Raw genomic sequence first — 25,910 nt, 5'->3', positions numbered from 1 at the left:
TGACAGTCCCTTCGGCGCCCTCCTAGCGTGTACCACGTCCTGTTGTCGTCGATTGGAGAAGGACGTTGCTCGTCTGAGGTCCTGAGACACCGCGTCACACCCGTGAGGTGTGTCTGTGGCGTTCGACCTCGGCGTACGAGCCGTCCCCCGGCGCAGGATCTTCTCCCTGGCCCCTCGGCTGCTGCCTCGCGGTGTCTCGACACGCGTTTGCCCCCGACACCGCAAGCAACCGCGAGGCGCCCATGTCTGCATCCGTCAGCTGTACCTCCCTGTCCTTCGCCTGGCCCGACGGCTCCCCCGTCTTCGAGGGCCTCGACGTCTCCTTCGGCCCCGGCCGCACCGGCCTGGTGGGCGTGAACGGATCAGGGAAATCCACCCTTCTGAAGCTCGTCTCCGGTGAGCTCACCCCGTCCGACGGCATCGTGAAGGTGGCCGGCGAGATCGGCTGCCTCCCGCAGAACGTCACCCTCGACACCACGCTGCGGGTGGACGAGGCGCTCGGCATCGCCGCCCGGCGGGCCGCGCTGCACGCCATCGAGGCGGGTGACGTCTCCGAGGCGCACTTCGAGGCGGTCGGCGACGACTGGGACGTCGAGGAGCGCGCCCTGGTCACCCTCGGCGAGCTCGGGCTCGGCCACATCGATCTGGACCGGACCGTCGGCGAGGTCTCCGGCGGCGAGTCGGTGCTGCTGCGGCTGGCCGCGCTGCTGCTCCGGCGGCCCGACGTGCTGCTCCTCGACGAGCCCACCAACAACCTCGACCTGTACGCGCGCAGGCGGCTGTACGCGGCCGTCACCGCCTGGCCCGGCGTACTGATCGTGGTCAGCCACGACCGTGAACTCCTCGACCTGGTCGACCAGATCGCCGACCTGCGCTCCGGAGAGGTCACCTGGTACGGCGGCAACTTCTCGGCGTACGAGGAGGCCCTCGCCGTCGAACAGGACGCGGCCGAGCGCATGGTGCGGGTCGCCGAGGCCGATGTCCGCAAGCAGAAACGCGAACTGTCCGACGCGCAGATGAAACTGGCCCGCCGCAAGCGGTACGGGCAGAAGATGTTCGACCAGAAGCGCGAGCCGAAGATCGTCATGGGGGCGCGCAAACGCGCGGCCCAGGAGTCCGCGGGCAAGCACCGCATCATGCACGAGGAACGGCTCGCCGAGGCCAGGGAACGGCTCGACGAGGCGGTGGAGGCGGTACGGGACGACGACGAGATCCGCGTCGAACTGCCGTACACGGCCGTGCCGCCGGGCCGGAACGTGCTCACGCTGGAGAACTTGGAGCTGGCCCACGGCTCCCGGGTGAAGGGGATCCTGGATCTGCGCGGGCCCGAGCGGATCGCGCTGATCGGGCGCAACGGCGCGGGCAAGACGACGCTGCTGCGGACCGTCGCCGGGGAGCTGGCACCGGTCGCGGGCGAGGCGCACGCACATGTGCCGCTGCGTTTCCTGCCCCAGCGGCTGGACGTGCTCGACGGCGAGCGGACCGTCGCCGAGAACGTGGCCCGGTTCGCGCCGGGCGCCACCAACAACCGGATCCGGGCCCGTCTCGCCCGCTTCCTGTTCCGGGGCGCCCGCGCCGACCAGCAGGCGGCGACGCTCTCCGGCGGTGAACGCTTCCGGGCGACGCTGGCCGCGCTGCTGCTGGCCGAACCGGCCCCGCAGCTGCTGATGCTGGACGAGCCGACGAACAACCTCGACATGGCGAGTGTGCGGCAGCTCACCACCGCCCTGGAGTCGTACGAGGGTGCCCTGATCGTGGCCAGTCACGACCTGCCGTTCCTGGAGTCGATCGGCATCACGCGCTGGCTGCTGATGGCGGACGGGGAGCTGCGGGACACCGTTCCGGAGGAGGTGGCGCGTCTCGGCGAGGGCACAGCCTGACAACAAGGGGTTTTGTCGACACCAATCCGCCCTGCATGATGGCGGTCCGGCGCCCCTCGACGGGCGCCGGACCGCATCCCCGACCCCGGAGACCCGACGTGCCCAGCAAGAAGGCCCTCGTCCGCCGCCCCAGCCCCCGCCTCGCCGAAGGCCTGGTGACGCATGTCGAGCGGGAGAAGGTCGACGTCGAACTCGCCCAGGAACAGTGGGAGGAGTACACGGAGACGCTGCGCGCGCACGGCTGGGAGACCGTCGAGGTGGACCCGGAGGACGACTGCCCGGACTCGGTGTTCGTCGAGGACACGGTCGTCATGTACAAGAACGTCGCGCTGATCACCCGGCCCGGCGCCGAGTCCCGGCGCGCGGAGACCGCCGGGGTCGAGGAGGCGGTGGCCCGCCTCGGCTGCTCGGTGAACTGGATCTGGGAGCCGGGCACCCTGGACGGCGGTGACGTCCTCAAGGTCGGCGACACCGTCTACGTCGGCCGCGGCGGACGCACCAACGCGGCCGGGGTGCAGCAGCTGCGGGCCGCCTTCGAGCCGCTCGGCGCGCGTGTGGTCGCCGTGCCGGTGAGCAAGGTGCTGCACCTGAAGTCGGCGGTGACCGCGCTGCCCGACGGAACGGTTCTTGGGCGCATCCCGAACGTGGACCGGCCCTCGCTCTTCCCGGGCTTCCTCGCGGTGCCGGAGGACGCGGGCGCCCATGTGGTGCTGCTGGGCGGCGGCAAGCTGCTGATGGCGGCGAGCGCCCCGAAGACCGCGGAGCTGCTGACCGACCTCGGCCACGACGTGGTCACCGTGGACATCTCCGAGTTCGAGAAGCTCGAGGGATGTGTGACGTGCCTCTCGGTGCGGCTACGGGAGTTGTACGTCTGACCGGGTGATCGACTCACCTCTTCAGCCCCGGGACCTGCGGGTCCGGAGGCAGTTTGGCATGTCCGGATTCGCCCTGGGCACCGCATCTGATCAGCGGTCTTTACAGCGCACTTAACCTACGGCTTCGTAACCTACGGATTCGTAGCCTACGATCACGTAGGTTTCCCGGCAACCGCTCGCCGGACCCCTCCCGTTCGTTCCCGTTCGTCCGCTCGTGTACGGCGTCCCCCTGGAGTTCTCGTGACGATCACTTCTCCCCACCTCGGCAGCTCGTCCGCCTGGACCGACGCGCGGCTGCTGTACGCCCTGGAGGAAGTGGTCGAGAACGAACTGAACCGCCATCTGAAGGTCGCCAAGGACTGGATGCCGCACGAGTACGTGCCCTGGACGGACGCCCGCAACTTCCCCGGCTTCTTCGAGGACGGCCAGGCCTGGGAGAAGGAGCAGTCCAAGGTCACCGAGATCGGCCGGATCGCCCTCGTGGTGAACCTCCTCACCGAGGACAACCTGCCGAGCTACCACCACGAGATCGCCTCGCTGTTCGGCCGGGACGGCGCCTGGGGCACCTGGGTGCACCGCTGGACCGCCGAGGAGGGCCGGCACGGCATCGTGATGCGCGACTACCTGCTCGCCTCGCGCGCGGTCGACCCGGACAAGCTGGAAGCGTTCCGGATGTCGCACATGAGCGAGGGCTTCGAGTCGGACAACCGGCACTCGATGCTGCACTCGGTGGCCTACGTCGCCTTCCAGGAGCTCGCGACGCGCATCTCGCACCGCAACACCGGCCACCAGTCGGGCGACCCGGTCTGCGACCGCATGCTGGCCCGCATCGCGACCGACGAGAACCTGCACATGGTCTTCTACCGGAACCTGCTCAAGGCGGCCTTCGAGCTCGCCCCCGACCTCACCATGCAGGCCGTGCGGGACGTCGTCGTCAACTTCCGGATGCCCGGTCACGGCATCCCCGGCTTCGAGCGGGCCGCCGCGCAGATGGCGATCGGCGAGGTCTACAACCTGCGCATCCACCACGACGACGTGCTCCAGCCGGTACTGCGCCACCTCAAGGTCCTCGAGATCGACGGCCTCGGCCCGGAGGGCCTGCAGGCGCAGGAGGAACTCGGGCTGTTCATGGGCGGCCTCGACTCGGAAGCCTCCAAGTTCGACGAGAAGCTGGCCGCCCGCAAGGCCCGCATGGCGGCCCGCGCCGGCGCGTGACAGGTCGGGCCGCTGCCGTAGGACCGATCGGGCCGCCGCCGTGTGACCCACCGGGCCGCCGCCACGTGACTTGTCACGTGGCGGCGGCCCTTTCCGTTGCCGGGGGCGCGTGGATTTTCCGGTGCGTGCCGGCCGTGGCCTGCGGCATCATGCGCGCATGCGTGCTGACATCACCTCCGGCCGGGCGGTCGGCTTCCTGCTGGGTCTGATCGACTCGGAGGACGCCGACCGGGTACGCGCGCGTGTCGGGCTGCCCCGGCCGGTGCCGGAGGATCTCCAGGAGGTCCGGTACGGGCTGCCCCGGGATCTGTCGGCGCTGCCGGCCTCGGTGGTGCTGTGGATGCTCCAGGAGGACGACCCGGATCTCAACGCCGTCGTCTGGCGGCTGCTGTCCGAGCAGGACACGGCGCTGCGGCGGGCCATCCTGGACGGGGTGCCGTTCGCCCCCGGACGGCTGCTGGCGATCGAGGTCGACCCGGTGCTCAGGAGGGACTACGAGGCACCGCCGGTCCCGGACCGGGTGGCCCGCCTCGGACTGGTCCCGGCCCTGCGCGCGTCGACCTCGATGGCCGAGGCGCGGGAGGCCGCCTCCATGGTCTACCGGCGTGAGCACTGGCAGACGGTCGCGGAGGCGGACCGCGAGAACTCCCTGCCCGGCTACGTCCGCTGGGCCCTGTGCGTGCGCCCGGACTGCCCGCCCTCGCTGCGCGCCCAGTTCGGCTCCCATCGCAAGTTCGACTTCCGGGTCCGCCAGGCGGGGATCCTGGCCGGGCCCGCCGAGTACGCCACGGGTCACGGCCCGGCGCTGGACGTGCTGAAGGTACTCTCGCTGGGCCAGGTGATGTTCCCGCGGCGCGTGACCGAGGCCGAGGACGAGCTGCGCCCGCTCGTCCGGGACCACCTGGGCGGCCGGGAGGAGGCCTGGGCGGTGCTGGCCCAGCTCGTCGACACCTTCCACGGCACCGCGCCGGAGCTGGTCCTGACCGCGGGGGCCATCGCCTAGGCGGCCCGCCGCTTGTACTGCTCGGGATAGCGGTCCGTGAACTTCACCGCCCAGACCAGCAGAGCGACGGGGATGACCCAGTTGAACCAGTCGCTCTGCCCGGGCAGCCTGATGGCCAGCCAGGTGGACAGCGCCATCAGCGCGAAGACCACGCCCCAGGCCGTGGTCAGCACCTTGTTGACGTGGGTGAAGACCGGCGAGTCCCAGAACTCCCGGGGCACCGAGTGGCGGGCGTACTGCGCGGTGAACGGGTCGGACGCCAGGGAGCCGAGCGCCACGACGGCCACCACCGCGTTGGAGATCACCTGGGCGTAGGTCTCCAGCCAGATCAGTTGGTGGCGGTCCAGGGCGAGGGCGAGGACGCAGAGCACGGCGAAGAACACGATGGCGACCATGTCGAGCAGGAAGAACCGGCCCCTGAGCATGTCCTTGCCGGACAGGACGACCGCGGCGACCAGCGCGGCCAGCGCCGCGTACTCCCAGGTGCTGGGGCTGGCGACGACCCCGAAGATGATCCACGGGGCGAAGGAGAGGAAGACGCTCCCGGTGCCCGCGGGCTTCTCGGCCCGGGCCTGCGTGGCGGGCCGCTGTTCCGTGTGTCCCATGGGAACTCCTCCCGTCACCGCGTCGCTCTCCTACCAGCGTGCCGCGCGAGCGGGCCGCCCGCAGGCGGAGAAGGGGGGCGGAGGGGGCGGGGCGGAGGGGGGCGGGGCGGCCGGATTCGAACCGGCGTGTTCTGGTTCTGGAGACCGGCGCGCCTGCCTCTGCGCGGCGGGGGGGAGCTGCACATGGTGTACGGAGAGCGGGGGCGGTCACACCCTCTTGTGGTCGATCCGACGGACCGCAGGGCTCTGGAGGCGTACCGGCCGGCCGATCCCGCCGTGGTGGCCGAGGCGCGGCGGCTGAAGGAGGCCGCGCTGCTGGACTCCGGGCTGACGGAGTCGGCGGTGGCGTCCTGGCTGTACTCGAAGTGCCCGCACCAGATCCCGACGACGGCGGTGGACACGGCGGCCGTGGTCGCCTCCGGCGACGGCACCTGTCTGCTGCTCCACAACCCGGACTTCTTCGTCGCGCTGGGCCTGGACGGCGTGAAGTTCGTGCTCTTCCACGAGGCCCGGCACCTGGTGCACCGCCATCTGCCGGCCGACCCGGAGCTGCGCGAGGACCCGGTGTTCACACTCGCCGCCGAGGTCGCCGTCAACCACGTGGCCCTGGTCCGGCTGGGCCGCGCGGAGCTGCCCGTGCTGGACGGCCGCCCCACCGGCGTCGACCCGCGCGAGATCCACGACGCCTACCGCGCCGACCTGACCGCGCACGGTCTGGAGCCGCTCGGGTACGACGCGTTCACCGAGACCGACATGCGGATCCACGGCGAGCTGAAGCGCATGGGCGATCCGCCGGTGCCGCCCGCGGTCTGCCCGCACCTGGTGTCCGGTCTGATCCCCGCCGACCAGGAGACGGTCGACGCGGTGACCTCGTCCGCGCTGCTCAACACCCTGCTGGCGGCCCGGCGCGGCCACGCCGGCGCGGAGCGCGAGCTGCTCGACCTCATGGGCCGCACGGAGGACTGGCTCACCCGGCTCGTCGGCGGGATCGACGGGGTCACGGCGCACTGGCTGTCCTTCGACGCCGAGGTGATGCCGTTCCGGCCGGGCGAGCGAAGCGAGATGGGGGTCCCCCCGGACGAAGTCTGGGGGAGGGTGTACGACGGTGGCGGCACCAGCTTCCGGGCGGTCGCGGACTATGTGGAGGGCCGTACGGAGGTGGCGGGCCGGCGCTGCGAGGTGTCCCCGGACGCGGTCGTCGTCCTGACCGACGGATACGCGCCGCCGATCGCACCTGCGCGGGAGCCGACCGCCGGCCCCGCGCGGTTCCCGTCCCCGCTCACCACTCCGCCACCCGGTAGTCCTTCAGGAACACCCCGGACACCGGGTCCCCGGCCTCGCCGCGCACGATCGGGTCGTACACCCGGGCCGCGCCGTCGACGATGTCGAGGGGGGTGCGGAAGCCGGCGCCCGCCATCCGGGCCTTCTTCGGGGCCGGGTTCTCGTCGGTGATCCAGCCGGTGTCGACGGCGCACATGTGGACGCCCTGCTCGGCGAGTTCGGCGGCGCTGGTGCGGGTGAGCATGTTGAGCGCGGCCTTGGCCATGTTGGTGTGCGGATGGCCCGCCATCTTGTTGCGGACGGTGAAACGGCCCTCGACGGCGGTCACGTTGACCACGTAACGGCGGGGGTGCGGTGCGGCCAGCAGCAGGGGCAGCAGCCGGTCGCAGAGCAGGGCCGGGGCCAGGGCGTTGACGAGCTGGGTCTCCAGGACCTCGGCCGGATCGAGCTCGCCGAGCCGGGCCGACCAGGAGTTCTCGGGCGACGGGTCGGGCAGCAGCCCGGCCTCGTCGGCCTCCCGGAGCGCCACCGGGAGGGACGCGGCTCCGCGCTCCAGCGTGCGCATCGGGGTGAAACCGGGGGCCTGCCGGGCGGCCGGGGGCAGTGCGTCGCGCTCGCCGGCCGCCAGCAGGGCGTAGGACTCCGCCGGTCTGCGTACGGTCTGGGCCGCGTTGTTGACGAGGATGTCCAGCGGCTCGCCCTCCTGCCGCAACTCCTCGCACAGGCCGAGTACTTGGCGCGGGTCGCGCAGGTCGACGGCGAGGACGGTGAGCCGGTCCAGCCAGCCGGCGCTGCCGGGCGCGGCCTGGAAGCGGCGCACGGTGTCGTGCGGGAAACGGGAGGTGACCAGGACCCGGGCACCGTCGCGCAGCATCATCAACGCCAGCTGGAAGCCGATCTTCACCCTGCCGCCGGTGAGCAGCACCCGGCGGCCGGCGAGGTCGGTGCTCAGGGCGCGGCGGGCGGTGTTGTCGGTGGCGCAGCCGGGGCAGAGCCGGTGGTAGAAGGTGTCGACCTGCCGATAGGGCGACTTGCAGACGTAGCAGGTGCGCGGTCTGTGGAAGACGCCCCCGGCGCCGGGCAGGGCCAGGGGCGCGTCCTCGCGGCGGTCCAGGGCGCCGGTCGCGGTCGCGGCCATCGCGGCGGCGTCGGCCGCCGACACCTCGCCGCCGCGCGTCCTGCGGCGGCGCAGCCGTCCGTCGCGGGCGAAGGAGGCGGCGACCTGCTCGGCGCGCAGCCGCACCGGGTCGTCGACGGGCAGCGCCCGCAGCTTCCCCACGACCGTGTGGAAGGCGGCCAGTTCCGCCTCGGTGATCGCCTCGCCCATCCGCCCCGTCCCCTGTCCGCGCTCCCGCGGTCCCGGCCGGATTCGAACCGGCGTATCCACCTTGACAGGGTGGCGAGTCTGCCTCTGCTCCACAGGACCTCGTGACACGGCCGGACGACCGGATTCGAACCGGCGTGTCCGCCTTGGCAAGGCGGTGCGCCTGCCTCTGCGCCACGTCCGGCCGTGTGCCCCGGATCGTAGCCGGGCGAGGGCGTGGAGGCTTACCCGTTTTCCGCGGTGGCCGTGGGATCAGCGGGAGGCGCGCCGCAGTTCCAGGCGTTCCTTCTCGGACAGGCCGCCCCAGACGCCGAACCGTTCGTCGTTGTCCAGCGCGTACTCCAGACAGGCCGCGCGCATCTCGCACATACCGCAGATGCGCTTCGCCTCGCGTACCGAGCTGCCGGGCTCGGGGAAGAAGAAGTCCGCCCCGGTCTGCGCGCACAGCGCCTGCGCCTGCCAGGCCGGGACGGGCGTGCGGGGCGGGATGATGGTGTCGAAGTGCATGGCCAGGATCGTGCCGTGCGGCGAAAAACGTTCGCTCAACGACCGATCAACGCCGGAGCGACGGACCACAGCACTCTCGATGATGCGCTTCGGCACCACGCCTGCGCACGGCGGCGCGCGCAACGAAATCAGAACCCGGTGAGTGCGTCAAGTGACCGACGGTAACCGGGGTCCGGTGGGCGTGCTCCGGCAGCGATTGTCAGTGGGCGGTGGAAGACTCGCCTGTGCAATGGACGGGACCCTTCCGAGGAGGGCGATGATGCTCACCACCCGTTTCGTCAACGGCGCACCCAACTGGATCGACCTCGGCACCCCCGAGATCGACGGCGCCATCTCCTTCTACAACGGTCTGTTCGGCTGGGAGTTCCAGTCGGCGGGGCCGGACGCCGGCGGTTACGGCTTCTTCCAGCTGGACGGCAGGACCGTGGCCGGTGGCATGCAGACCACTCCCGAGCAGGGTCCGCCCTCCTGGACCGTGTACTTCCAGAGCGAGGACGCGCAGGCCACCGCCAAGCTCTCCGAGCAGGCGCACGGCAGTGTCCTCGCCCAGCCGATGGACGTGATGGGCCAGGGCCACCTGGCGATCCTCGCCGACCAGGCGGGCGTGCCCTTCGGCATCTGGCAGCCCGCGCTGACCAAGGGCGTTGAGGTGGCCGGCGATCCGGGCTCGCTGTGCTGGGTGGAGCTGTACACCCCGGACATCGCGGCGGCCGCCGCTTTCTATCACAAGACGCTCGGCCTGGAGACCTCCGGAGTGCCCTTCCCGGGCGGCACCTATACCTGTGTCAATCCGGCGGGCGGCGAGGACGACTCGATGTTCGGCGGGATGGTCCCGCTGGCCGAGGACCCGGCCGAGGCGCAGGCCGGCGCGTACTGGCTGCCGTACTTCGAGGTCGAGGACCCGGACGCGGTGGTCGAGAAGGCCCAGCAGTCCGGCGGCAGGGTGCGGATGCCGGCGACGACGCTGGAGGGCGTGGGCCGCATGGCCAAGCTCGCGGACCCGTACGGCGCCCGCTTCGCGGTGATCAAGGGCGAGCCGCAGCAGAGCTGACGCGGGGCGCGGTCGGGCGAAGGCGCGGCTAGGCGGAGGCGCGCCGTACCAGTGTCGTGGGCAGGACGACGCTGGACGGCGCGTCCGTGGCCGACTCGTCGCGGGTGAGGGTGCGCAGCAGGAGCCGGGCCATCAACCGGCCCATCTCCTCTATGTCCTGACGGACCGTCGTCAGCGAGGGTTCGGTCTGCTCGGTGACCGGCAGTACATCGTCGAAGCCGATCACGGCCACGTCCTCCGGCACCCGGCGGCCGCGCTCGCGCAGGACCCGCAGCGCGCCGAGCGCGGTGAGGTCGTTGGCGGCGAACACGGCGTCCACGTCCGGGCAGCGGTCGAGGAGTTCGGCCATGGCGCGCTCGCCGCCGCCCGGGGTGAAGTCGCTCGGCACGACCAGCCGGGGGTCGGGCTCCCCCATGACGTCCCGGTAGCCCTGGAGGCGGTCGGCCGCCGAGGTCTGGTCCAGGGGCCCGGTGATGTGCGCGATCCGGTTCCGGCCGAGGCCGGCGAGGTGGCGTACGGCGTCCTGGGCGCCGCCGCGGTTGTCGCAGTCGACGTACACGACGCTGTCGGTGCCGTCGTGCCAGCCGGGGCGTCCGCCGAACACAGTGGGGACTCCGGCGCCCTCGATCAGGCCGGGCAGCGGGTCGTCGAGGTGGAGCGAGAAGACCAGGGCGCCGTCGACATGGCCGCCGGCGAGATAGCGGGCCACCCGCGCGTGGTCGTCGCGGCCCTCGGTGAGCAGCAGCACCAGCTGGTTGTCCTGGGCGGTCAGCTCCTTGCTTATGCCGCGCAGTTGCAGGGCGAAGAAGGGGTCGGTGAAGATCCGGGTCTCGGGTTCGGCGATGACGACGGCGACGGCGTCGTGGCGTCTGGTCACCAGGCTGCGGGCGGCCTGGTTGGGGACGTAGCCGAGTTCCTCGACCGCCCGGCGGACCCGTTCGACGAGAGGCTCGCGCACGCCGTCCCCGCCGTTGACCACCCGTGAGACGGTGGCCCGGGACACCCCGGCCCGCGCGGCCACGGCCTCCAGGGTGGGGCGCGACACTGCCTCGGACACCTCGGCCCTCCTCGTCGGCGGCTGGTGATCAGCATAGCCCCGGGTGACCGCCCCAAGCCGTGGCGTCAGGAGGGCTCTTCGGGCCGCGCCCGGCTCGGCTGGACGCGTTTCGGTTCGCCCGGCATCTTCGGGTACTCGGGCGGGTACGGCAGATCGCCGAGCCCGTGCTCGTGTTCGTCGCGGCGGGCGAGTTCCAGGAGGGCGTCGAGGGAGTAGGCGTGGTCGTCCATGTCGGCGTGCACGTCGCCCACTTCGGCGAACCGGGCGGGCATCGTGGCGAGGTCGAAGTCGCCGGGCCGCACGTCGTCGACCTCCTCCCAGCGCAGGGGCGCGGAGACCGGGGCGTTCGGGCGGGGCCGCAGGGAGTAGGCGGAGGCGATGGTGCGGTCGCGGGCGGTCTGGTTGTAGTCGACGAAGATGCGCTCGCCGCGCTCCTCCTTCCACCACTTGATGGTCACCCGGTCGGGCATCCGGCGTTCCAGCTCACGGCCCAGGGCGATCGCGGCCCGGCGGACCTGGACGAAGGTCCAGCGGGGTTCGATCGGCACGAAGACGTGCAGGCCCCGGCCGCCGGAGGTCTTGGGCCAGCCGCGCAGGCCACCGAACTCGTCGAGGACGGCGCGCAGTTCGTGGGCGGCGCGGACGGCGTCGCCGAAGTCGGTGCCGGGCTGCGGATCGAGGTCGATCCGGAGTTCGTCGGGGCTGTCGACGTCGGCGCGGCGTACCGGCCAGGGATGGAAGGTGAGGGTGCCGTACTGGGCGGCCCACACCACGGCGGCCTCCTCGGTGGGGCACATCTCGTCGGCGGTGCGGCCGCTGGGGAAGGTGATGTGGGCGGTGGGGATCCAGTCGGGCATGCCCTTGGGGGCGCGCTTCTGGTAGAACCACTCGCCCTCGACGCCGTCCGGGTAGCGCTGGAGGGTGGTGGGCCGGTCGCGCAGGGCGCGCAGGATGCCGGGGGCCACGGCCGCGTAGTAGCGGGCGACGTCCAGCTTGGTGAAACCGCGCTCCGGGAAGAAGACCTTGTCGGGGCTGGACAGCCGTACGGTCCGGCCGGCCACCTCCAGTTCCACCGCTTTCGCCATGCCGCCACGGTAGGCGCACCACCCCCACCCCGCATATCGGCCCACCGGGTCCGCGTACGGAAGGCGCGCTGCGTGACGAGCGGGGGCCGGGGACCCCTCGTACCGTCGGCGCACGGTTCTGCGTTCTGAGAGAAAATTGCAGGTCAAGTGCTTGATCGAGAGACCGTACGCGTGCTCACGCAGATGCCGGGGGTTTCTCGGATCAGCCGGTCCCGCTCAATTCCGGAGATGGACCGTTGGACCTCGGCCACGGCAGGGCTTGGCCATGGGTCGCTCGCGCTTGTCGGTCGGGGGCAGCGAGGGCAAGTCGTTCTGGACCGGCCCGACCAGGACGTTTCCGGTTGGATCAGGTTCAACCTCACCGCCTACCACCAGCACGCACGGACCGTCCAGGGCCGCCTCACCCGCTCGGGCCGCGTCTGGACCTCCCTCGCCGGCTTCGCCATGTCCGACGCTCTCGGGACGGATCTCGGCAGCGACCGGCACCCCGACGCGGCCCCGGCGCCGAACGCGTAGAACCGGCCGCGGGACGGATGGACGGGGCGCCCCCCCTCTTTGGGTTGACGCCCCGCATCCGTGTCTCGGCCTGGTCAGTCGGCCGGTGTCAGCGCGACCTCGGCACTGCCCGAGAGGGCCGGCAGGCCGGCCGGCGGGGAGTCCGTGTAGGTGGCGTTGAAGACCGCCTTCAGGTTGTCCGCACCGGCATGTCCGCCGTCCACGAACGTTTCGAACGATCCGGAGCAGCCACTGCTCGAAGACAGCGGGTGGCCGTGCGAGTCGTGGCCGAGGATGAACGAGACGGTGACCTTCGAGCAGTCCACCGGCTGGTCGTCGGTGATGGTGACCTGCCAGGTGACCGTGTCACCCCAGTGGAACGCCGTGCCGCCGTGCGGAGCCGGGTCGGTGGTGAGTGAGACGACCGGTGCCTTGTTCCCGACCACGACGGGAACGGATGCGGAGGCCGAACGTCCGGTGCTGTCGGTGACCTTCAGCGTGGCGTCGTAGACGCCGTTCTTGTCGAAGGTGTGCTTCGGGTCGGCCTCCCTGGAGTCCACGGTGCCGTCGGCGTCGAAGTCCCACGCGTAGCGCAGGGCGTCACCGTCGGCGTCCTTCGTGCCGGCGCTGGAGAACTGGACCGTCAGCGGGCTGGTGCCGTTGACCGCGTCCGCGGCGGCCTTGGGCTCCGGGGTGCGGTTCCCGCGGGTGAAGTCGATGCGGGAGAGCTGGGCCTCGGGCAGTTCCGCGAAGTACCCGGTGCCGTACTCCAGGACGTACAGCGCGCCGTCCGGGCCGAACTCGGCGTCGATCGGGCCGTCCGTCGTGATCGCGGGGATCGCGTCCTCGATCTTCTGGACCTCGTTCTTCTTGCCGAGGGTGACGGCCTTCATCTGGTCGCGGGTCCACTCGTAGAAGAGCGGCTTTCCGTCGAAGTACTGGGGCCAGCGGTTCTGGGCCGTGTTCCGCTTGTCGTAGCGGTACGCCGGGCCGCCCATGGGGCCGATGCCGCCCGTGCCGAGCTCGGGGAACGTGTCGGAGGCTCCGTAGCCGTAGACGATCTCCGCGTCCGTGACCGGTGGCAGCTCGCTGCGGCCTGTGTTGTGGCGCGAGTCGTTGACCGGCTTGGCGCAGTCGAACGCGCCGCCCGAGATCTGGGTCGCGAAGTCGTAGTCCTGGTAGGGCTGGTCGCGGGTCACGCAGAACGGCCAGCCGTAGTTGGCGGGGCGGTCGATGACCATCCAGCGGCCCTGGCCGGCGGGGCCGCGGCCGGGGTCGGCCTTGTTGGCGTCGGGTGAGTAGTCGCCGACGTAGAGCTCGCCGGTCCTGTCGTCCACGGCGAAGCGGAACGGGTTGCGCAGACCCATGGCGTAGACCTCGGGACGGGTCTTCGGAGTGCCCGGCGCGAAGAGGTTGCCGTCCGGGACGGTGTAACCGCCGCGGCTCTTGGGCTTGATGCGCAGGACTTTGCCCCGCAGGTCGTTCGTGTTGCCCGCGGTGCGCCGCGCGTCGTAGGCCGGGTTGCGGTCGGGACGGTCGTCGAGGGGGGCGTAGCCGTCGGAGGAGAACGGATTGGAGTCGTCACCGGTCGACAGGAACAGGTTGCCCTTGTGGTCGAAGTCGATCTTGCCTCCGACGTGACAGCAGATGCCGCGATCGGCGGGCACGTCGATGACCTTCTGTTCGGTGGCGAAGTCCAGCTTGTTGCCCTCCAGTTTGAACCGCGACAGCCGTGTGACGCCCTTGTACCGGGCGAAGTCCGCGGCCGTCCCGAACTGCGGCGCGTCCCCCTCGTTGACGCCGGGGGTGGCCGGGTCGTCCATGGGGGTGTCGAGGCGCGGCGAGTAGTAGAGGTAGACCCAGTGGTTCTTGGCGAAGCCCGGGTCGACGGCGATGCCCTGCACGCCCTCCTCGTCGTGCTGGTAGAGCCCGGCGGGGCTCTTCTTCATGTCTGCGGCCAGGAAGTTCACGCCGCTTCGGGGGTCGTGGATCCGGACCTCTCCGGTGCGCGCCGTGTGCAGGACCCGCCGGTCGGGCAGGACGGCCAGGGCCATGGGCTCACCCGGGCGGTCGTTGAGGGTGACCTTCTGGAAGTCCGACGAGGCCGGCGGCGCGGGGTCCGATGTGGTGGCCTGGGCCGGGGAGAGCGGCAGGAGCCCGACGGCTCCGGCCAACGCAGCCGCACCCACGAGGGTGACGATCCGTCTGTTGCGCACTCAGAACTCCTTCGGTCTGGTGATGGCTGATCAAAAACCGCGGAGAGTAGCTGAGTTGGACGCTAGGGCGCCCACTTTCGCCTCGTCAAGGACAAAGTTTTAACTTTTTTGAGGAAAGTTTGTCCAGGTATATCGTGCCTTTTCCGGCATACCTGGGACCCGCCCGGCGTCGATACGCCGGGCGGGACTCCTGGGTGGTTCTCCCTCAGTTACACGCGCGCAGGGCCGCGAGGTTGTCGTAGCCGATCCGGGCGAACTCCAGAGACTGGCCGGGGACGCTCGTGCTCGGCGCGTTGTCCTGCTCGACCATCGGGTTGTGGTAGTTCTTCGCGCCCACCCGGGTGAAGAACCTGCGGTAGTCGATGTCGCCCGTACCGAACGGCACCATGTCGTAGCCCAGGCCGCTCTGGGTGTTCACGACACCGTCCTTGGCATGGAAGAGCGGGAAGCGGTTGGTGTTGCGGACCACGAGTGCGGCCGGGTCGAAGACGTCCTCCCGCTGCGAGCCGTCGTGGGCGGTGTACGTGTGGAACTTGTACTGGGCCACGTGTGCCCAGAAGACGTCCAGTTCCAGGTAGACGTTCTTGCGGTCGGTCGTCTTCAGGAAGTACTCCAGCTTCCGGGTGCCCGAGCTGCGGGTCGGACGGCCCTGGGAGTCGAGCGGGCCGCCGTCGAGCAGGAAGTCGTAGGCGCTGTCGTGGTTGTGGGTGTAGAGCTTGATGCCCTCCCTGCGGGCGATGGCACCCAGGGTGTTCCACTTCTGCGCGGCGACGTCCCAGTCGGCCCGGTAGGGGGTGTTGGTGGGGTCGGCGCCGGTGCCCATGTGCTCCATGCCGAGGATGTTGGCGATCTCCAGCCAGCGCTTGAAGGCGTCCACGTCGGAGGACGTCAGCGGCCAGGACGGCGGGATGAAGCCGTGGCTGCCCTGCGCCCTCAGCCCGTACTCGTCGAGCCAGGAGCGCAGCAGCTTCGCGCCCTGGACGGTGCCCAGATCGGCGCCGCCGGGCGCGTTGGCGTGCTGGCCGAAGCCGGCGAACTCCACCTGGCGGTAGCCGAAGCGCGACAGCTGCCGGAACACCTCGCGGAAACCGGAGGGCAGGTCGGAGGCGAGCGGGTCGCGGCCGGTCGCGTCACGGACGGTGTAGAGGATGATGCCGCGCTTGTCCGGCGGGACCAGGGTGGCACGGCCCCGGTCGTGGCCGGCGGCTTCGGCTCTGCCCTGCGCCAGGGCGGGGGCGGCGCCGAAGACGGGGGCGGCGATCGCCCCGGCGGTGACGGCCGTGCAGGTGCTGAGGAAACGGCGGCGGTTGACGCCGAGGGTGCGGCGCAGGGCGTCGCCGGTGACGGCTTCGTCGTTGAACGCGGTCACAGTGGTTCTCTCTTTCGTCGTCGCGGTGCTGCGGGTGCCTGTCGGCCGCCGTCTCAGGAGAGGCCGGCGAGCCTCAGGAGAAGGGACTTCACTTCGGTGGCCGCTACGCGGCCGGATACTGCGCGGGGGGTGGAGACCAGGACGAGCGGACCTTCTTCGTCGCTCGCGGGGCGGCGGCCGTGGCTGCCGCGGATGGGTGAGGGGTCAAGAGGTACGACCGCGAGCCGGTACCGCATGCCGAGCTTCTTGCGGGCCACCGCCTTGGCGGCTCTGAGCCGCACGTAGGGATCACCGGGGTCCATGAACAGCTCGACGGGGTCGTAGCCGGGTTTGCGGTGGATCTCGACGAGCTGGGCGAAGTCGGGGGCGCGGGCGTCGTCGAGCCAGTAGTAGTACGTGAACCAGGCGTCCGGGGCGGCGACCGCCACCAGTTCGCCGGAGCGCGGGTGGTCGAGTCCGTTCGCCTTCTTGCCGTCGTCGTCGAGGATCTCCTCGATGCCGGGGAGGTCCTGGAGCGCCTCGCGGGTGGCTGCCAGGTCCTCGGGCCGGCGGACGTAGACGTGGGCCAGCTGGTGGTCGGCGACGGCGAAGGCGCGGGAGGCCATCGGGTCGAGGTACTCCATGCCGTGCTGGGTGTGGACCTCCAGCAGCCCGGCGCGCCGCAGGGCGCGGTTGATGTCGACGGGGCGGCTGACCGGCGTGATGCCGTACTCGGACAGGGCGACGACCGTGCGGCCCTCGGCTCGGGCGTCGTCGAGCAAGGGGCCGATGACGGCGTCGAGTTCGGTGGCGGCGCGGTGGGAGCGGGGGTCGTCGGGGCCGAACCGCTGGAGGTCGTAGTCGAGATGGGGCAGGTAGCACAGGGTCAGGTCGGGCCGTCGGGTGCGCATGACGTGGCGGGTCGCGTCGGCGATCCACCGGCTCGAGACGATGTCCGCGCCCGGTCCCCAGAAGTGGAAGAGCGGGAAGGTGCCGAACTTCTCGGTGAGTTCGTCGTGCAGGGCTGCCGGGCGGGTGTAGCAGTCGGGTTCCTTGCGTCCGTCGGAGTAGTAGACGGGACGGGGGGTGACGGTGATGTCGGTGTCGGCGCCCATGGCGTACCACCAGCAGATGTTGGCGACCGTGTAGCCGGGGTGGGCGCGGCGCGCCGCGTCCCAGAGTTTGTCGCCGGCGACCAGTCCGTTGTGCTGACGCCACAGGAGTACGTCGCCGAGCTCGCGGAAGTACCAGCCGTTTCCGACGATCCCGTGCTCGGCGGGAAGCCCGCCGGTGAGGAAGGTGGACTGTGCGGTGCACGTGACGGCCGGGAGCACGGTGGACAGGTTCGCCCGCGAGCCGGAGCCGGCCAGCGCCTTGAGGCGGGGCATGTGGTCGAGGAGACGCGGGGTGAGGCCGACCACGTCGAGGACCAGGAGCGGAGTCGGGTGGATGCTCATGGCAGCTCCTTCAGGCCGAGGCCGGTGAGCAGGTCACGGGCGAGGGCCAGTTCGGCCGCGATGCCCTCCACGAGCTGGGTTCTGGTGCGGGGGCGCAGCTTCGGCGGGAGGGCCTGCCAGGTGTAGGTCTCGACTTCGAGGTGGCGGGTGCGGGGCTCCGTGCCGCCCACCAGCAGGGCCAGGGCGTCCTGGAGCACGTGCAGGGTGGAGGTGAGCGGTGCGGCGGGCGGGGCGTGCAGGGGGACGTGGAAGTGGGCGCGCCAGGGTGTGTCGTCGGGCAGGGCGTCGCCCGCCAGTGCCTCGCCGAGGTCGTCGGTGCCGTGCAGACCGGTCGGCGTGCGGGCGCGGGTCTGGTGCAGGAAGCGCGGTTCGGCGAAGGCCGCGAGGGCGTCGCGGACCTCTGGCAGACGGGGGTCCTCGGCGTGCAGGGCGGCCGACAGCTGCGCCTTGGGGACGCCGATACCCGCTGCGTCGAGCGCGGTCAGTGCGGTGGCCGGGTCCTCGAAGGAGGTGGCGAGATGGCAGGTGTCGACGCACACGCCGATACGGTCGCCGGGCAGGGCGGTGAGCGGTCCGATGGCGTCCGCGGTCGTCTCCACCGTGCAGCCGGGCTCCGGTTCGAGGGCGACGCGGACCGATTTGCCGGTCAGTTCCTCCAGCGCGTCGAGCCGCTCCGCCAAGGTGGTCAGCGCGGCACCGGCGGTGGCGGCGGCGCGTTCGTCGTAGTCGGTCCGCCAGGCCAGCGGCAGGGTGGAGATGGTCCCCTCGCTGACGTCGTCCGGTAGCAGCTCCGTCAGGAGCCGGGCCAGGCCGGTGGTGTACGCGAGGCGTTCGGTGTCGGCCCAGTCGGGCTTGTAGACGCGGTACTTGACCTCGTCCGCGCCGAATCCCTCGTAGGGGAATCCGTTGAGGGTGACGACTTCGAGGCCGCGCCGGTTCAGCTCGGCCCGGAGCCGCCGCAGCGCCGCCGGGTCGGCGATCAGCGCGCGTGCGGCGTCGCCGGCGAGCCACAGGCCGATGCCGAGGCGGTCGCGTCCCAGGGCTCTGCGGACCGGCTCGCAGTGGTCGCGGAGTTGGGCGAGGACACCGTCGAGGGTCTCGGCGGGGTGGACGTTGGTGCAGTAGGCGAGGTGCACCGTCGAGCCGTCGGCATGGCGGAAGCGCATGGCTCACTCCCCGCCGCGCAGGACGGAGTTGCCTTCGTGCAGGCCCTCCGGCTTCGGGACGTCGAGCCGGAGACGGCCGCTGAGTCCGTAGAAGGCCGCCGGGTTGCGCCACAGCACCTGGTCGACGTCGTCCTCGCCGAAGCCGGCCGCGAGCATGGCGTCGGCGACCTTGCGGGTCTTCAGCGGGTCGCTCTTTCCCCAGTCGGCGGCCGAGTTGACGAGGACCTTCCCCGTCCCGTAGGTCTTCAGGATCGCGACCATGCGGTCCTCGTCCATCTTGGTGTCCGGGTAGACGGAGAACCCGAGCCAGCAGCCGCTGTCCTTCGCGTGCTCGACGGTCGTCTCGTTGAGGTGGTCGAGCAGCACCCGCTCCACCGGCAGACTCGACTCGCGCACGACGTCGAGGGTGCGGTGCAGACCGGCGAGCTTGTCCCGGTGGGGCGTGTGGACCAGGGCGGGCAGGCCGTGGGCGGCGGCGAGCTGAAGCTGGGCGGCCACCGCGGTGTCCTCGGCCGGTGTCATGGAGTCGTAGCCGATCTCGCCGACGGCGACGACGCCGTCCTTGGCCAGGTAGCGGGGCAGGGCGTCCAGGACCGGCGTGCAGCGTGGGTCGTTGGCCTCCTTGGGGTTGAGCGCGAGGGTGCAGTGGTGGGCTATGCCGTACTGGGCCGCGCGGAAGGGTTCCCAGCCGAGGAGGGCGTCGAAGTAGTCGTAGAAGCTTGCCGGACCGGTGCGGGGCTGCCCGAGCCAGAAGGACGGTTCGACGACGGCGCGTACACCGGCGGCATACATCGCCTCGTAGTCGTCGGTGGTGCGGGATGTCATGTGGATGTGCGGGTCGAAGATTCGCATCAAAGCTCCCTGGGCTCTTCGCCCGTCAGGGTCAGCACGCGGCCGAGGTCGTCGGGGACCTCGCGGCCGGCGGCCGTCCGCTCGGCGGCGTAGTCGGTGAGCATGCGGGCCAGTTCGCCGTCGCCGGCCGCGCGTTGCGCCAGGCTCGCGACCGCGTCGAGGGTGACGCCGGTGAACAGGCACTTCAGGACGGCGTGACGCCAGGCGTGCGGGTCGAGGTGCGCGGCGGTGTAGGGGCCGACGGCGGCGGCGACGAGCCGGGGGTCGTTGCTGCGCAAGGCGTCCTCGACGAGGTGAAGGGCGTGCGGTCCGTCGACCAGCGCCGGAAGGGCCCGGAGCACGGCGCGGCGTTCGGCGGCACTGCCGTGCCGGTAGAGCCGGGTCAGGGTCTCCGGTCCCGCCTGGGCCTCGGTCAGCAGCAGCGTGCGGACGGCGTCCGCGTTGTCATGGCCGCAGTGCCGTCCCGCGGCGGCGAACCGCAGCTCCCAGGTATCGGCCGCGTACGGGGCCGGCGCCGTCGGGGGTGCTGTCGGTACGCACGCGGCGTCGGCCAGCGCCTCGGTCAACCAGGCGCGCGCCGCGTCGTCGGGCAGCCGGGCCTCGACCTCGGCTCGGGTCCAGGGAAGTGGGTGCGTCATGCTGCGGGCACTCCCTTCGCGGTCGTGGCCGTCGCGGTCCGCAGGAACTCGACGGAGGACCGGGCCAGCTCCGGCCCCGCGTGGGAGTGCCGGGGCAGCTCTACGACGGTGAGGCCCCGGTAGCCGGTGTCGGCGAGTGCGTCCAGCACGGACGGGAAGTCGATCTCGCCGTCGCCCAGGGGCAGATGCTCGTGCACCCCGCGGCGCATGTCCTCGATCTGCACGTGCCGCAGCCAGGGCGCCGCCTCCCGGACGCACTCGGCGGGCGTGGCCGGCTCCAGGCACTGGCAGTGGCCGATGTCGAGGGTCAGGCCGAGCGGAGAAGGGTTGCCGAGCACGGTGCGCAGGTGATGGAAGTCGGCGAGCGTGGCGAGGAGGTGTCCCGGTTCGGGTTCGATCGCGATCGGCACGCCGGCGGCGGCCGCCGCGTCGAGGACGGGAAGCAGTGCCTCTTCCAGGCGCCGCCACGCGGTGTCGTCGTCGGTGCCGGACGGGGTGACGCCGCTGAAGCAGTGCACGGCGTGGGCCCCGAGGTCCGCCGCGACCCGGACCGCCGTGAGCAGCAGCCGGGTGCGGGCGGCACGGCCCTCGGTGTCCGCGTCGAGCAGCGACGGACCGTGCTTGCGGCGCGGGTCGAGCACGTACCGCGCGCCGGTCTCGACGGTGGCGGTGAGGCCGAGTTCGCCGAGCCGCCGGGCGACCCGGGCGGTACGGGCGGCGAGATCGTCCGCGAGCGGGTCGAGATGCATGTGGTCGAGCGTGAGTCCGACGCCGTCGTAGCCCAGGTCCGCGAGCAGGCCGAGGGCGTCGTCGAGACGGAGGTCGGTGAGGCCGTTGGTGCCGTAGCCGAGGCGCAGTCGCTGCCGGCCGCTCATGTGGGGCTCACCTTCCGGGCGAGGGCACGGGCCGCGGGTGCGAGCCCGAGCACGGCGAGTGCGGTGCCGGTCGCCCCGGACCGGGCGGCGAGCGCGGCCTGGAGCGGGATCATGGCGCGGATGCCGCCGCCGACGGCGCGCTGCGTGAGGGGTGGGGACGGGTTGAGGGCGGCGTGCAGGAAAGGACCGGCGGCGGTGCGGACGTACGCGCCGGCCGACAGCGCCGGGACGGGTCCCGCCGTCGTGCGGGTCCGGGACAGCAGCAGACCGAGCGTGGTCGTCAGGCCGAGTGCGGCGAGGGGGGTGAGCGTCGAACCGCCGTGCGCCTCGTGCCGCGATACGGCGGTGACGGCGTAGGTGTGGGCGGCCAGCGCGGCGGCCGGAGCCGCGGCGCGGAGGGCGGTACCGGGCGTGGCAGGAGCTCCCCCGCTCCGCCCTGTCCCGTGCCCTCTCCCCCGGCCGGGCATCGCGGACGGTGATGGGTCGGCGGCTCTGCGGGCGGTCGGCGGCATGGTGGGTGCGGACAGGGTTGCCGTGGCGCCGAGCAGGAGGTCCAGGGCCCGGGCCGCGGCCATCGCCGCCGGGGCGGCGGGGGTGTGCTTCAACCGGAGGTCGTACGCCCAGACCGTGGCGGTCAGGGCCGTCGCCACCGCGAGTGCGGGCCGGCCGGCGCGGGCGGCGGACGTCAGGCCCGCCGCGGTCAGGAGTCCGGCCGCCGCCAGCGCCGCCGTCGGGGAGATACGGCCGGAGGGAACGGGTCGGTGGGGGCGGTCGAGGGCGTCCTCGTCGCGGTCGGCCCAGTCGTTGAGTGCCATGCCCGCCTGGTAGAGGAGGAGCGAGGCGCACGCGGCGTACGCCGTGCCCCGGTTGGGCCGCAGTCCGGTGGCCGCGGCGCCGGCGAGGGCATCGCCCGGCACGGTGAACAGCGCGGAGACACGGAGCAGTTCGGCCCAGTCCCGCAGCCGCGCCCGGGACCCGCGCCGCGGTGCGGTGACCACGGGACCCCGGCCGTTTCCGGCTGCGGTGGACTCCGGAGCGTCGGCGGGCGCGGGTGGGGCCAGACCGGGCGGAGCGGAGCGGATCACTTCGTCCCCCGCAGTCGGTCGGCGAACGACAGCAGGGCGGTGAACTGCTCCGAGAGGCCCGCCGGGCCGCCGTCGGGATCCTTGAAGTAGAAGCCGAGTTCCGGGAGCGGGCCGGACAGGCCCACCTCGTGGGAGCGGGCGACCAGGCGGGCCAGGTCCAGGACGAGCGGTGCCGCCAGGGCCGAGTCGCAGCCCTGCCAGATGGTCTGGAGGATCATGCGCGAGCCGAGGAAGCCTTCGAAGGCGATGTGGTCCCAGGCGGTCTTCCAGTCGCCGAGCACCGGTACGTCGTCGATGTGCACCTCGCCCTGCGGGGGGTGTCCGAGGATGTCGGTCAGGACGCGTTCCTTGCCGGCGTTCTTCGCCGCGGCCGCGCCGGGGTCGGCCAGCGCCGCTCCGTCCCCGCCGCCCAGCAGGTTGGTGCCGGACCAGGCCCGTACCTTCAGGACGCGCTGGACGAACATCGGGGCGAGCACGGCCCGCAGCAGGGTCTGGCCGGTCTTGCCGTCACGGCCCGCGTGCGGAAGTCCGGCGGCCACGGCGGCTGTGGTGAGCGCCGGGGTGTGCAGCCCGGTGGACGGCGTGAAGTTGACGTAGGGGCACCCGGTTCGCAGGGCGGCGGCCGCATAGAGGGAACTGGGCGGTAGCCGCAGGGTTTCGGGTGCGGGCGGCGGTTCCGTGGAGGACACGTTGACGACGACCACCCGGGCCAGTGCGTTGCGCACGCGGAACGAGGTGAGGTCGGCGGCGAAGTCCGCGATGAGTTCCTCGTCGCCGCGCGTGTCGCCCGGGAGCGGGCCACCGGGCCGTATCTCCTCGTCCGCGGACCGGAGTTCGGCGTGCACGGCCGCGGCGAGTCCGTGCGGCAGGACGCCGGCGTCGGTGAGCTGGTCGGCCCGTTTGGGCAGCGGGCTGTGGGCGGTGTCGTGGCCGCCGAAGACGAGCGAGGACAGGGACGGCAGGCCGGTGCCGTCGAACGGTGGTGTCTCGGTGACCATGCCGGTCGGTCGGTGCAGTCCGGCGGCGACCGCCGCGCATCCGGCGACGGCGGTGGTGGCCACCGATCCGCGGGCTCCGACGAACCAGACACCGGTGCGTGTGGTCTGCCCACCGGTCCGGGGCTTCGATGCGTTCCCGTCGTTGTTCACGGGTGCCTCCCTGCCATGTCGATGTTCCGTTGCGGTTGGAGGACGGTGGGCGGGTGCGGGGCCGGTTTCCCCGCCCACCGTCGGCACAGGAGCGGGCCTTGGCCGCTGCCTGGGAGGGCGACTCCCTGGCGGGCGTGGTTACGGCGAAGGCGTCGGCGGTGAGTTGTGCGGGATTCGTGGCGGCGGCCTGCCGTGTGCTCTGCACGGATGTCGTCCGGCGGACGGAGCGGTGAGCAGTGCTGCCGGCGGGGTGTGCGCCGTCGCTGTCGGACCACTGTGTGGCGCCTGTGTCTGAGACGGGACCGTAACCGGGTTCGTCTCCTGCAGAAAGACCTTGCGCAGAAAGAAGTCGAACTTTCTCCAGAGGCAGGACAAAGGGGGGTCCGGGCAGCCCGGACCCGCCCGGCGGCCGTCCGGCGCCGGGCCTTCGTCCGGCTGGATCCAGGGAGCGATCGTCCCGAGCGGAGGTCCCTAGTTGTCGCGGCCTCCGAACGCGGCGTCGAAGGAAGCGGAGGGCGGGTCGAAGTCGAACCGCTTCAGATGGGCGAGCGCTTCCGGCGCGCCGGTGAGGCGGTCCATGCCGGCGTCCTCCCACTCCACGGAGACCGGCCCGTCGTAACCGATCGAACGCAGCATCCGGAAGACGTCCTCCCAGGGGACGTCTCCGTGTCCGGCGGAGACGAAGTCCCAGCCGCGCCGCGGATCGCCCCACGGCAGGTGGGAGCCGAGCCGCCCGTTGCGCCCGTCCAGACGCTTGCGGGCCTCCTTGCAGTCGACGTGGTAGATGCGGTCCCGGAAGTCGTAGAGGAAGCCGACCGGGTCCAGGTCCTGCCAGACGAAGTGGCTGGGGTCGAAGTTGAGCCCGAAGGCCGGCCGGTTGTCCACGGCTTCCAGGGCGCGTCGGGTGGTCCAGTAGTCGTAGGCGATCTCGCTCGGATGGACCTCGTGGGCGAAGCGGACACCCTCGGTGTCGAACACGTCCAGGACCGGATTCCAGCGTTCCGCGAAGTCCTCGTAGCCGCGTTCGATCATCCGTTCCGGCACCGGCGGGAACATCGCCACCAGATGCCAGATCGACGACCCGGTGAATCCGACGACCGTGTCGACGCCGAAGGCCGCCGCGGCACGCGCCGTGTCCTTGATCTCGGCCGCGGCCCGCTGCCGTACGCCCTCCGGCTCCCCGTCGCCCCAGATGCGGGCGGGCAGGATGCCCTGGTGCCGTTCGTCGATGGGGTTGTCGCAGACGGCCTGGCCGACGAGATGGTGGGAGATCACCCAGCATTTCAGACCGTACTTGTCGAGCAGGGCGTGCCGTTCGGCGAGGTAGGACGGATCGGTCAGGGCCTTGTCGACCTCGAAATGGTCTCCCCAGCAAGCGAGTTCGAGGCCGTCGTAGCCGAAGTCGCGGGCCAGCCGGCAGACCTCCGCCAAGGGCAGGTCGGCCCACTGACCGGTGAACAGGGTGAACGGGCGGGGCATGGCGGCTCCAAGAGAGGCGGGGGTTCGTGCCGGATCGCTACCGGACTTCGGCCACGACGGCCTGGACAGGGGTGTACACGGAGTTCTTCCGCGCGCTCTCCTCCACCGCGGCGAGCACCCGCTGCACCTGTAGACCGTCGGCGAACGACGGGATCGGATCGGTGCCGGAGGCGATGGCCTCCACCAGATCACGGGCCTGGTGGGCGAAGGTGTGCTCGTAGCCGAGCGCGTGGCCCGGCGGCCACCAGCCCTCCAGGTACGGGTGCTCGGGCTCGGTGACGACGATCCTGCGGAACCCCGCGGTGGCGGCGGGCTCCCGGTGGTCGTGGAAGGACAGCTCGTTGAGGCGTTCGAGGTCGAAGGCGAGCGAACCGAACTCGCCGTTCACCTCCAGGCTCAGGGCGTTCTTGCGCCCCGATGCCATCCGGGTCGCCTCGAACGAGGCGAGGGCCCCCGAGGCGAGCCGGCCGGTGAACACGGCCGCGTCGTCGACCGTGACCGGCCCGCGCCGGGGGTCGCCGGAAGCCGTGAGACCGGAGGAGACACCGTCGAGACGGGGGCGTTCCTTGACGAAGGTCTCCATCTGGGCGGAGACCCCGACCAGCGGCTCACCCGCCAGGTACTGGGCGAGGTCGACGATGTGCGCGCCGAGGTCGCCCAGCGCCCCCGACCCCGCGTACTCCCGTTGCAGCCGCCATGTCAGGGGGAAGTCGGGGTCGACGAGCCAGTCCTGGAGGTAGCAGACCCGGACGTGGCGCAGCGTGCCCAGCCTGCCGGCCGCGATGAGCCGGCGGGCGTAGGCGAGGGCGGGCACACGCCGGTAGTTGAAGCCCACCATCGCCAACTGCCCGCGCGAGCGGGCCGCTTCGGCCGCCGTCACCATGGCCTCGGCCTCGGCGACCGAATTGGCCAGCGGCTTCTCGCACAGCACGTGCTTGCCCGCCTCCAGCGCCGCGATCGCGATCTCCGCATGGCTGTCGCCCGGTGTGCAGATGTCGACGAGTTGCACGTCGTCGCGGGCCACGAGGGCGCGCCAGTCGGTCTCCGCCGCGGCCCAGCCGTGCTTGTCCGCGGCCGCCCGCACGGCGTGCGCGTCGCGGCCGGCGATCGCGGCCAGCACCGGCCGCAGCGGCAGGTCGAACACGTGCCCCACGGTGCGCCACCCCTGTGAGTGCGCGGCGCCCATGAACGCGTAGCCGACCATCCCCACGCCGAGTGCCGGCGGGGCGGTCCGACTGTCCCTCTGTTCCATACGGATCTCCTCGTCG

General features: G+C 71.8%; 23 protein-coding genes, 3 tRNA genes and 1 pseudogene. 8 read left to right on the top strand and 19 right to left on the bottom strand.

Features of this window, described 5'->3' with window-relative positions:
• Positions 1-242: 242 nt before the first annotated feature.
• The 4 genes from ACIPSJ_RS32075 to ACIPSJ_RS32060 all read left to right on the top strand — a co-directional run bounded on the left by ACIPSJ_RS32075 (position 243) and on the right by ACIPSJ_RS32060 (position 4,973).
• Positions 243-1,880, top strand: coding sequence for an ABC-F family ATP-binding cassette domain-containing protein (locus ACIPSJ_RS32075; RefSeq protein WP_401351164.1), 1,638 nt, complete (start codon positions 243-245; stop codon positions 1,878-1,880).
• Between the two features lie 98 nt (positions 1,881-1,978).
• Positions 1,979-2,755: a dimethylargininase gene (gene ddaH, locus ACIPSJ_RS32070; RefSeq protein ID WP_359221758.1), complete on the top strand. Its 777-nt coding sequence runs from the start codon at positions 1,979-1,981 to the stop codon at positions 2,753-2,755.
• A gap of 240 nt (positions 2,756-2,995) precedes the next feature.
• The gene (locus ACIPSJ_RS32065; protein WP_359221760.1) at positions 2,996-3,970 is read left to right on the top strand and encodes an acyl-ACP desaturase; all 975 of its coding nucleotides are present in this window, start codon (positions 2,996-2,998) and stop codon (positions 3,968-3,970) included.
• Positions 3,971-4,127: 157 nt separating this feature from the next.
• The gene (locus ACIPSJ_RS32060; protein ID WP_401351162.1) at positions 4,128-4,973 is read left to right on the top strand and encodes a hypothetical protein; all 846 of its coding nucleotides are present in this window, start codon (positions 4,128-4,130) and stop codon (positions 4,971-4,973) included.
• Here the strand turns inward: ACIPSJ_RS32060 and ACIPSJ_RS32055 are convergent.
• Together ACIPSJ_RS32055 and ACIPSJ_RS32050 are read right to left on the bottom strand one after the other, a co-directional pair.
• Positions 4,970-5,578, bottom strand: a complete 609-nt coding sequence (locus ACIPSJ_RS32055) for a hypothetical protein (protein ID WP_359213643.1) — start codon at positions 5,576-5,578, stop codon at positions 4,970-4,972. The genes ACIPSJ_RS32060 and ACIPSJ_RS32055 overlap by 4 nt on opposite strands.
• Positions 5,579-5,686: 108 nt before the next feature.
• Positions 5,687-5,744: transfer RNA gene (locus ACIPSJ_RS32050), tRNA-Trp, on the bottom strand.
• Between the two features lie 17 nt (positions 5,745-5,761).
• Here ACIPSJ_RS32050 and ACIPSJ_RS32045 point away from each other — a divergent pair.
• Positions 5,762-6,817 (top strand): annotated as a pseudogene (locus ACIPSJ_RS32045) (hypothetical protein); the annotation flags it as partial.
• A 40-nt stretch (positions 6,818-6,857) separates the two neighbouring features.
• Here the strand turns inward: ACIPSJ_RS32045 and ACIPSJ_RS32040 are convergent.
• From ACIPSJ_RS32040 to ACIPSJ_RS32025, 4 genes are all read right to left on the bottom strand, one after another.
• A complete protein-coding gene (locus ACIPSJ_RS32040; RefSeq protein ID WP_401351160.1) occupies positions 6,858-8,186 on the bottom strand; it encodes an SDR family NAD(P)-dependent oxidoreductase in 1,329 nt (442 codons plus the stop codon).
• A gap of 27 nt (positions 8,187-8,213) precedes the next feature.
• Positions 8,214-8,285 (bottom strand) — tRNA-Asp (locus ACIPSJ_RS32035).
• 10 nt (positions 8,286-8,295) lie between these two features.
• A tRNA-Gly gene (locus ACIPSJ_RS32030) sits at positions 8,296-8,367 on the bottom strand.
• Positions 8,368-8,435: 68 nt separating this feature from the next.
• A complete protein-coding gene (locus ACIPSJ_RS32025) occupies positions 8,436-8,690 on the bottom strand; it encodes a WhiB family transcriptional regulator (RefSeq protein WP_355720642.1) in 255 nt (84 codons plus the stop codon).
• On the opposite strand from ACIPSJ_RS32025, the gene ACIPSJ_RS32020 reads away from it, so the two are divergent.
• Positions 8,689-8,832: a hypothetical protein gene (locus tag ACIPSJ_RS32020; protein WP_359213650.1), complete on the top strand. Its 144-nt coding sequence runs from the start codon at positions 8,689-8,691 to the stop codon at positions 8,830-8,832. The genes ACIPSJ_RS32025 and ACIPSJ_RS32020 overlap by 2 nt on opposite strands.
• A 117-nt stretch (positions 8,833-8,949) precedes the next feature.
• Positions 8,950-9,741 carry a VOC family protein gene (locus tag ACIPSJ_RS32015; protein WP_359214096.1) on the top strand — a complete coding sequence of 264 codons (792 nt, stop codon included), beginning with the start codon at positions 8,950-8,952 and terminating at the stop codon, positions 9,739-9,741.
• Positions 9,742-9,769: 28 nt separating this feature from the next.
• Here ACIPSJ_RS32015 and ACIPSJ_RS32010 read toward each other — a convergent pair whose 3' ends face one another.
• Both ACIPSJ_RS32010 and ligD read right to left on the bottom strand, forming a co-directional pair.
• Positions 9,770-10,798 carry a LacI family DNA-binding transcriptional regulator gene (locus ACIPSJ_RS32010; protein ID WP_359213653.1) on the bottom strand — a complete coding sequence of 343 codons (1,029 nt, stop codon included), beginning with the start codon at positions 10,796-10,798 and terminating at the stop codon, positions 9,770-9,772.
• Between the two features lie 65 nt (positions 10,799-10,863).
• Entirely contained in the window at positions 10,864-11,883 is a 1,020-nt protein-coding gene (ligD, locus tag ACIPSJ_RS32005) for a non-homologous end-joining DNA ligase (protein ID WP_401351157.1), read from the bottom strand.
• Between the two features lie 228 nt (positions 11,884-12,111).
• Here ligD and ACIPSJ_RS32000 point away from each other — a divergent pair, with 228 nt between their 5' ends.
• Complete coding sequence (locus tag ACIPSJ_RS32000) at positions 12,112-12,399, top strand: hypothetical protein (RefSeq protein WP_401351156.1); 288 nt, start codon at positions 12,112-12,114, stop codon at positions 12,397-12,399.
• Between the two features lie 74 nt (positions 12,400-12,473).
• On the opposite strand, the gene ACIPSJ_RS31995 is transcribed toward ACIPSJ_RS32000, so the two are convergent.
• From ACIPSJ_RS31995 to ACIPSJ_RS31945, 11 genes are all read right to left on the bottom strand, one after another.
• A complete protein-coding gene (locus ACIPSJ_RS31995; RefSeq protein WP_401351154.1) occupies positions 12,474-14,594 on the bottom strand; it encodes a PQQ-dependent sugar dehydrogenase in 2,121 nt (706 codons plus the stop codon).
• A gap of 205 nt (positions 14,595-14,799) precedes the next feature.
• Complete coding sequence (locus tag ACIPSJ_RS31990; RefSeq protein ID WP_401351152.1) at positions 14,800-15,963, bottom strand: sugar phosphate isomerase/epimerase family protein; 1,164 nt, start codon at positions 15,961-15,963, stop codon at positions 14,800-14,802.
• Positions 15,964-16,016: 53 nt separating this feature from the next.
• On the bottom strand, positions 16,017-17,399 hold the full coding sequence (locus ACIPSJ_RS31985; RefSeq protein WP_401351151.1) for a nucleotide pyrophosphatase/phosphodiesterase family protein: 1,383 nt from the start codon (positions 17,397-17,399) through the stop codon (positions 16,017-16,019).
• Positions 17,396-18,565, bottom strand: a complete 1,170-nt coding sequence (gene eboE / locus ACIPSJ_RS31980) for a metabolite traffic protein EboE (protein ID WP_401351149.1) — start codon at positions 18,563-18,565, stop codon at positions 17,396-17,398. Before eboE ends, ACIPSJ_RS31985 begins: the two co-directional genes overlap by 4 nt.
• Positions 18,566-18,568: 3 nt before the next feature.
• Positions 18,569-19,417, bottom strand: a complete 849-nt coding sequence (locus tag ACIPSJ_RS31975; protein WP_401351147.1) for a TatD family hydrolase — start codon at positions 19,415-19,417, stop codon at positions 18,569-18,571.
• Positions 19,417-20,055 (bottom strand): EboA domain-containing protein, encoded by a 639-nt coding sequence (locus ACIPSJ_RS31970; protein WP_401351146.1) that lies wholly within the window; start codon positions 20,053-20,055, stop codon positions 19,417-19,419. The genes ACIPSJ_RS31975 and ACIPSJ_RS31970 overlap by 1 nt, the downstream gene beginning before the upstream one ends.
• Positions 20,052-20,930, bottom strand: a complete 879-nt coding sequence (locus ACIPSJ_RS31965) for a sugar phosphate isomerase/epimerase family protein (RefSeq protein ID WP_401351145.1) — start codon at positions 20,928-20,930, stop codon at positions 20,052-20,054. The genes ACIPSJ_RS31970 and ACIPSJ_RS31965 overlap by 4 nt, the downstream gene beginning before the upstream one ends.
• Positions 20,927-22,015 (bottom strand): SCO3242 family prenyltransferase, encoded by a 1,089-nt coding sequence (locus ACIPSJ_RS31960; RefSeq protein WP_401351143.1) that lies wholly within the window; start codon positions 22,013-22,015, stop codon positions 20,927-20,929. The genes ACIPSJ_RS31965 and ACIPSJ_RS31960 overlap by 4 nt, the downstream gene beginning before the upstream one ends.
• Entirely contained in the window at positions 22,012-23,163 is a 1,152-nt protein-coding gene (locus ACIPSJ_RS31955; RefSeq protein WP_401351141.1) for an inositol-3-phosphate synthase, read from the bottom strand. Before ACIPSJ_RS31955 ends, ACIPSJ_RS31960 begins: the two co-directional genes overlap by 4 nt.
• A 471-nt stretch (positions 23,164-23,634) precedes the next feature.
• Complete coding sequence (locus ACIPSJ_RS31950) at positions 23,635-24,642, bottom strand: sugar phosphate isomerase/epimerase family protein (RefSeq protein ID WP_401351139.1); 1,008 nt, start codon at positions 24,640-24,642, stop codon at positions 23,635-23,637.
• Between the two features lie 37 nt (positions 24,643-24,679).
• Positions 24,680-25,894 (bottom strand): Gfo/Idh/MocA family protein, encoded by a 1,215-nt coding sequence (locus tag ACIPSJ_RS31945; RefSeq protein WP_401351138.1) that lies wholly within the window; start codon positions 25,892-25,894, stop codon positions 24,680-24,682.
• Positions 25,895-25,910 lie beyond the last annotated feature (16 nt).

It is taken from the genome of Streptomyces sp. NPDC090088 (assembly GCF_044747345.1).
Taxonomy (GTDB): Bacteria; Actinomycetota; Actinomycetes; order Streptomycetales; family Streptomycetaceae; genus Streptomyces.
This window is presented reverse-complemented; position numbering and strand designations above follow the sequence as displayed.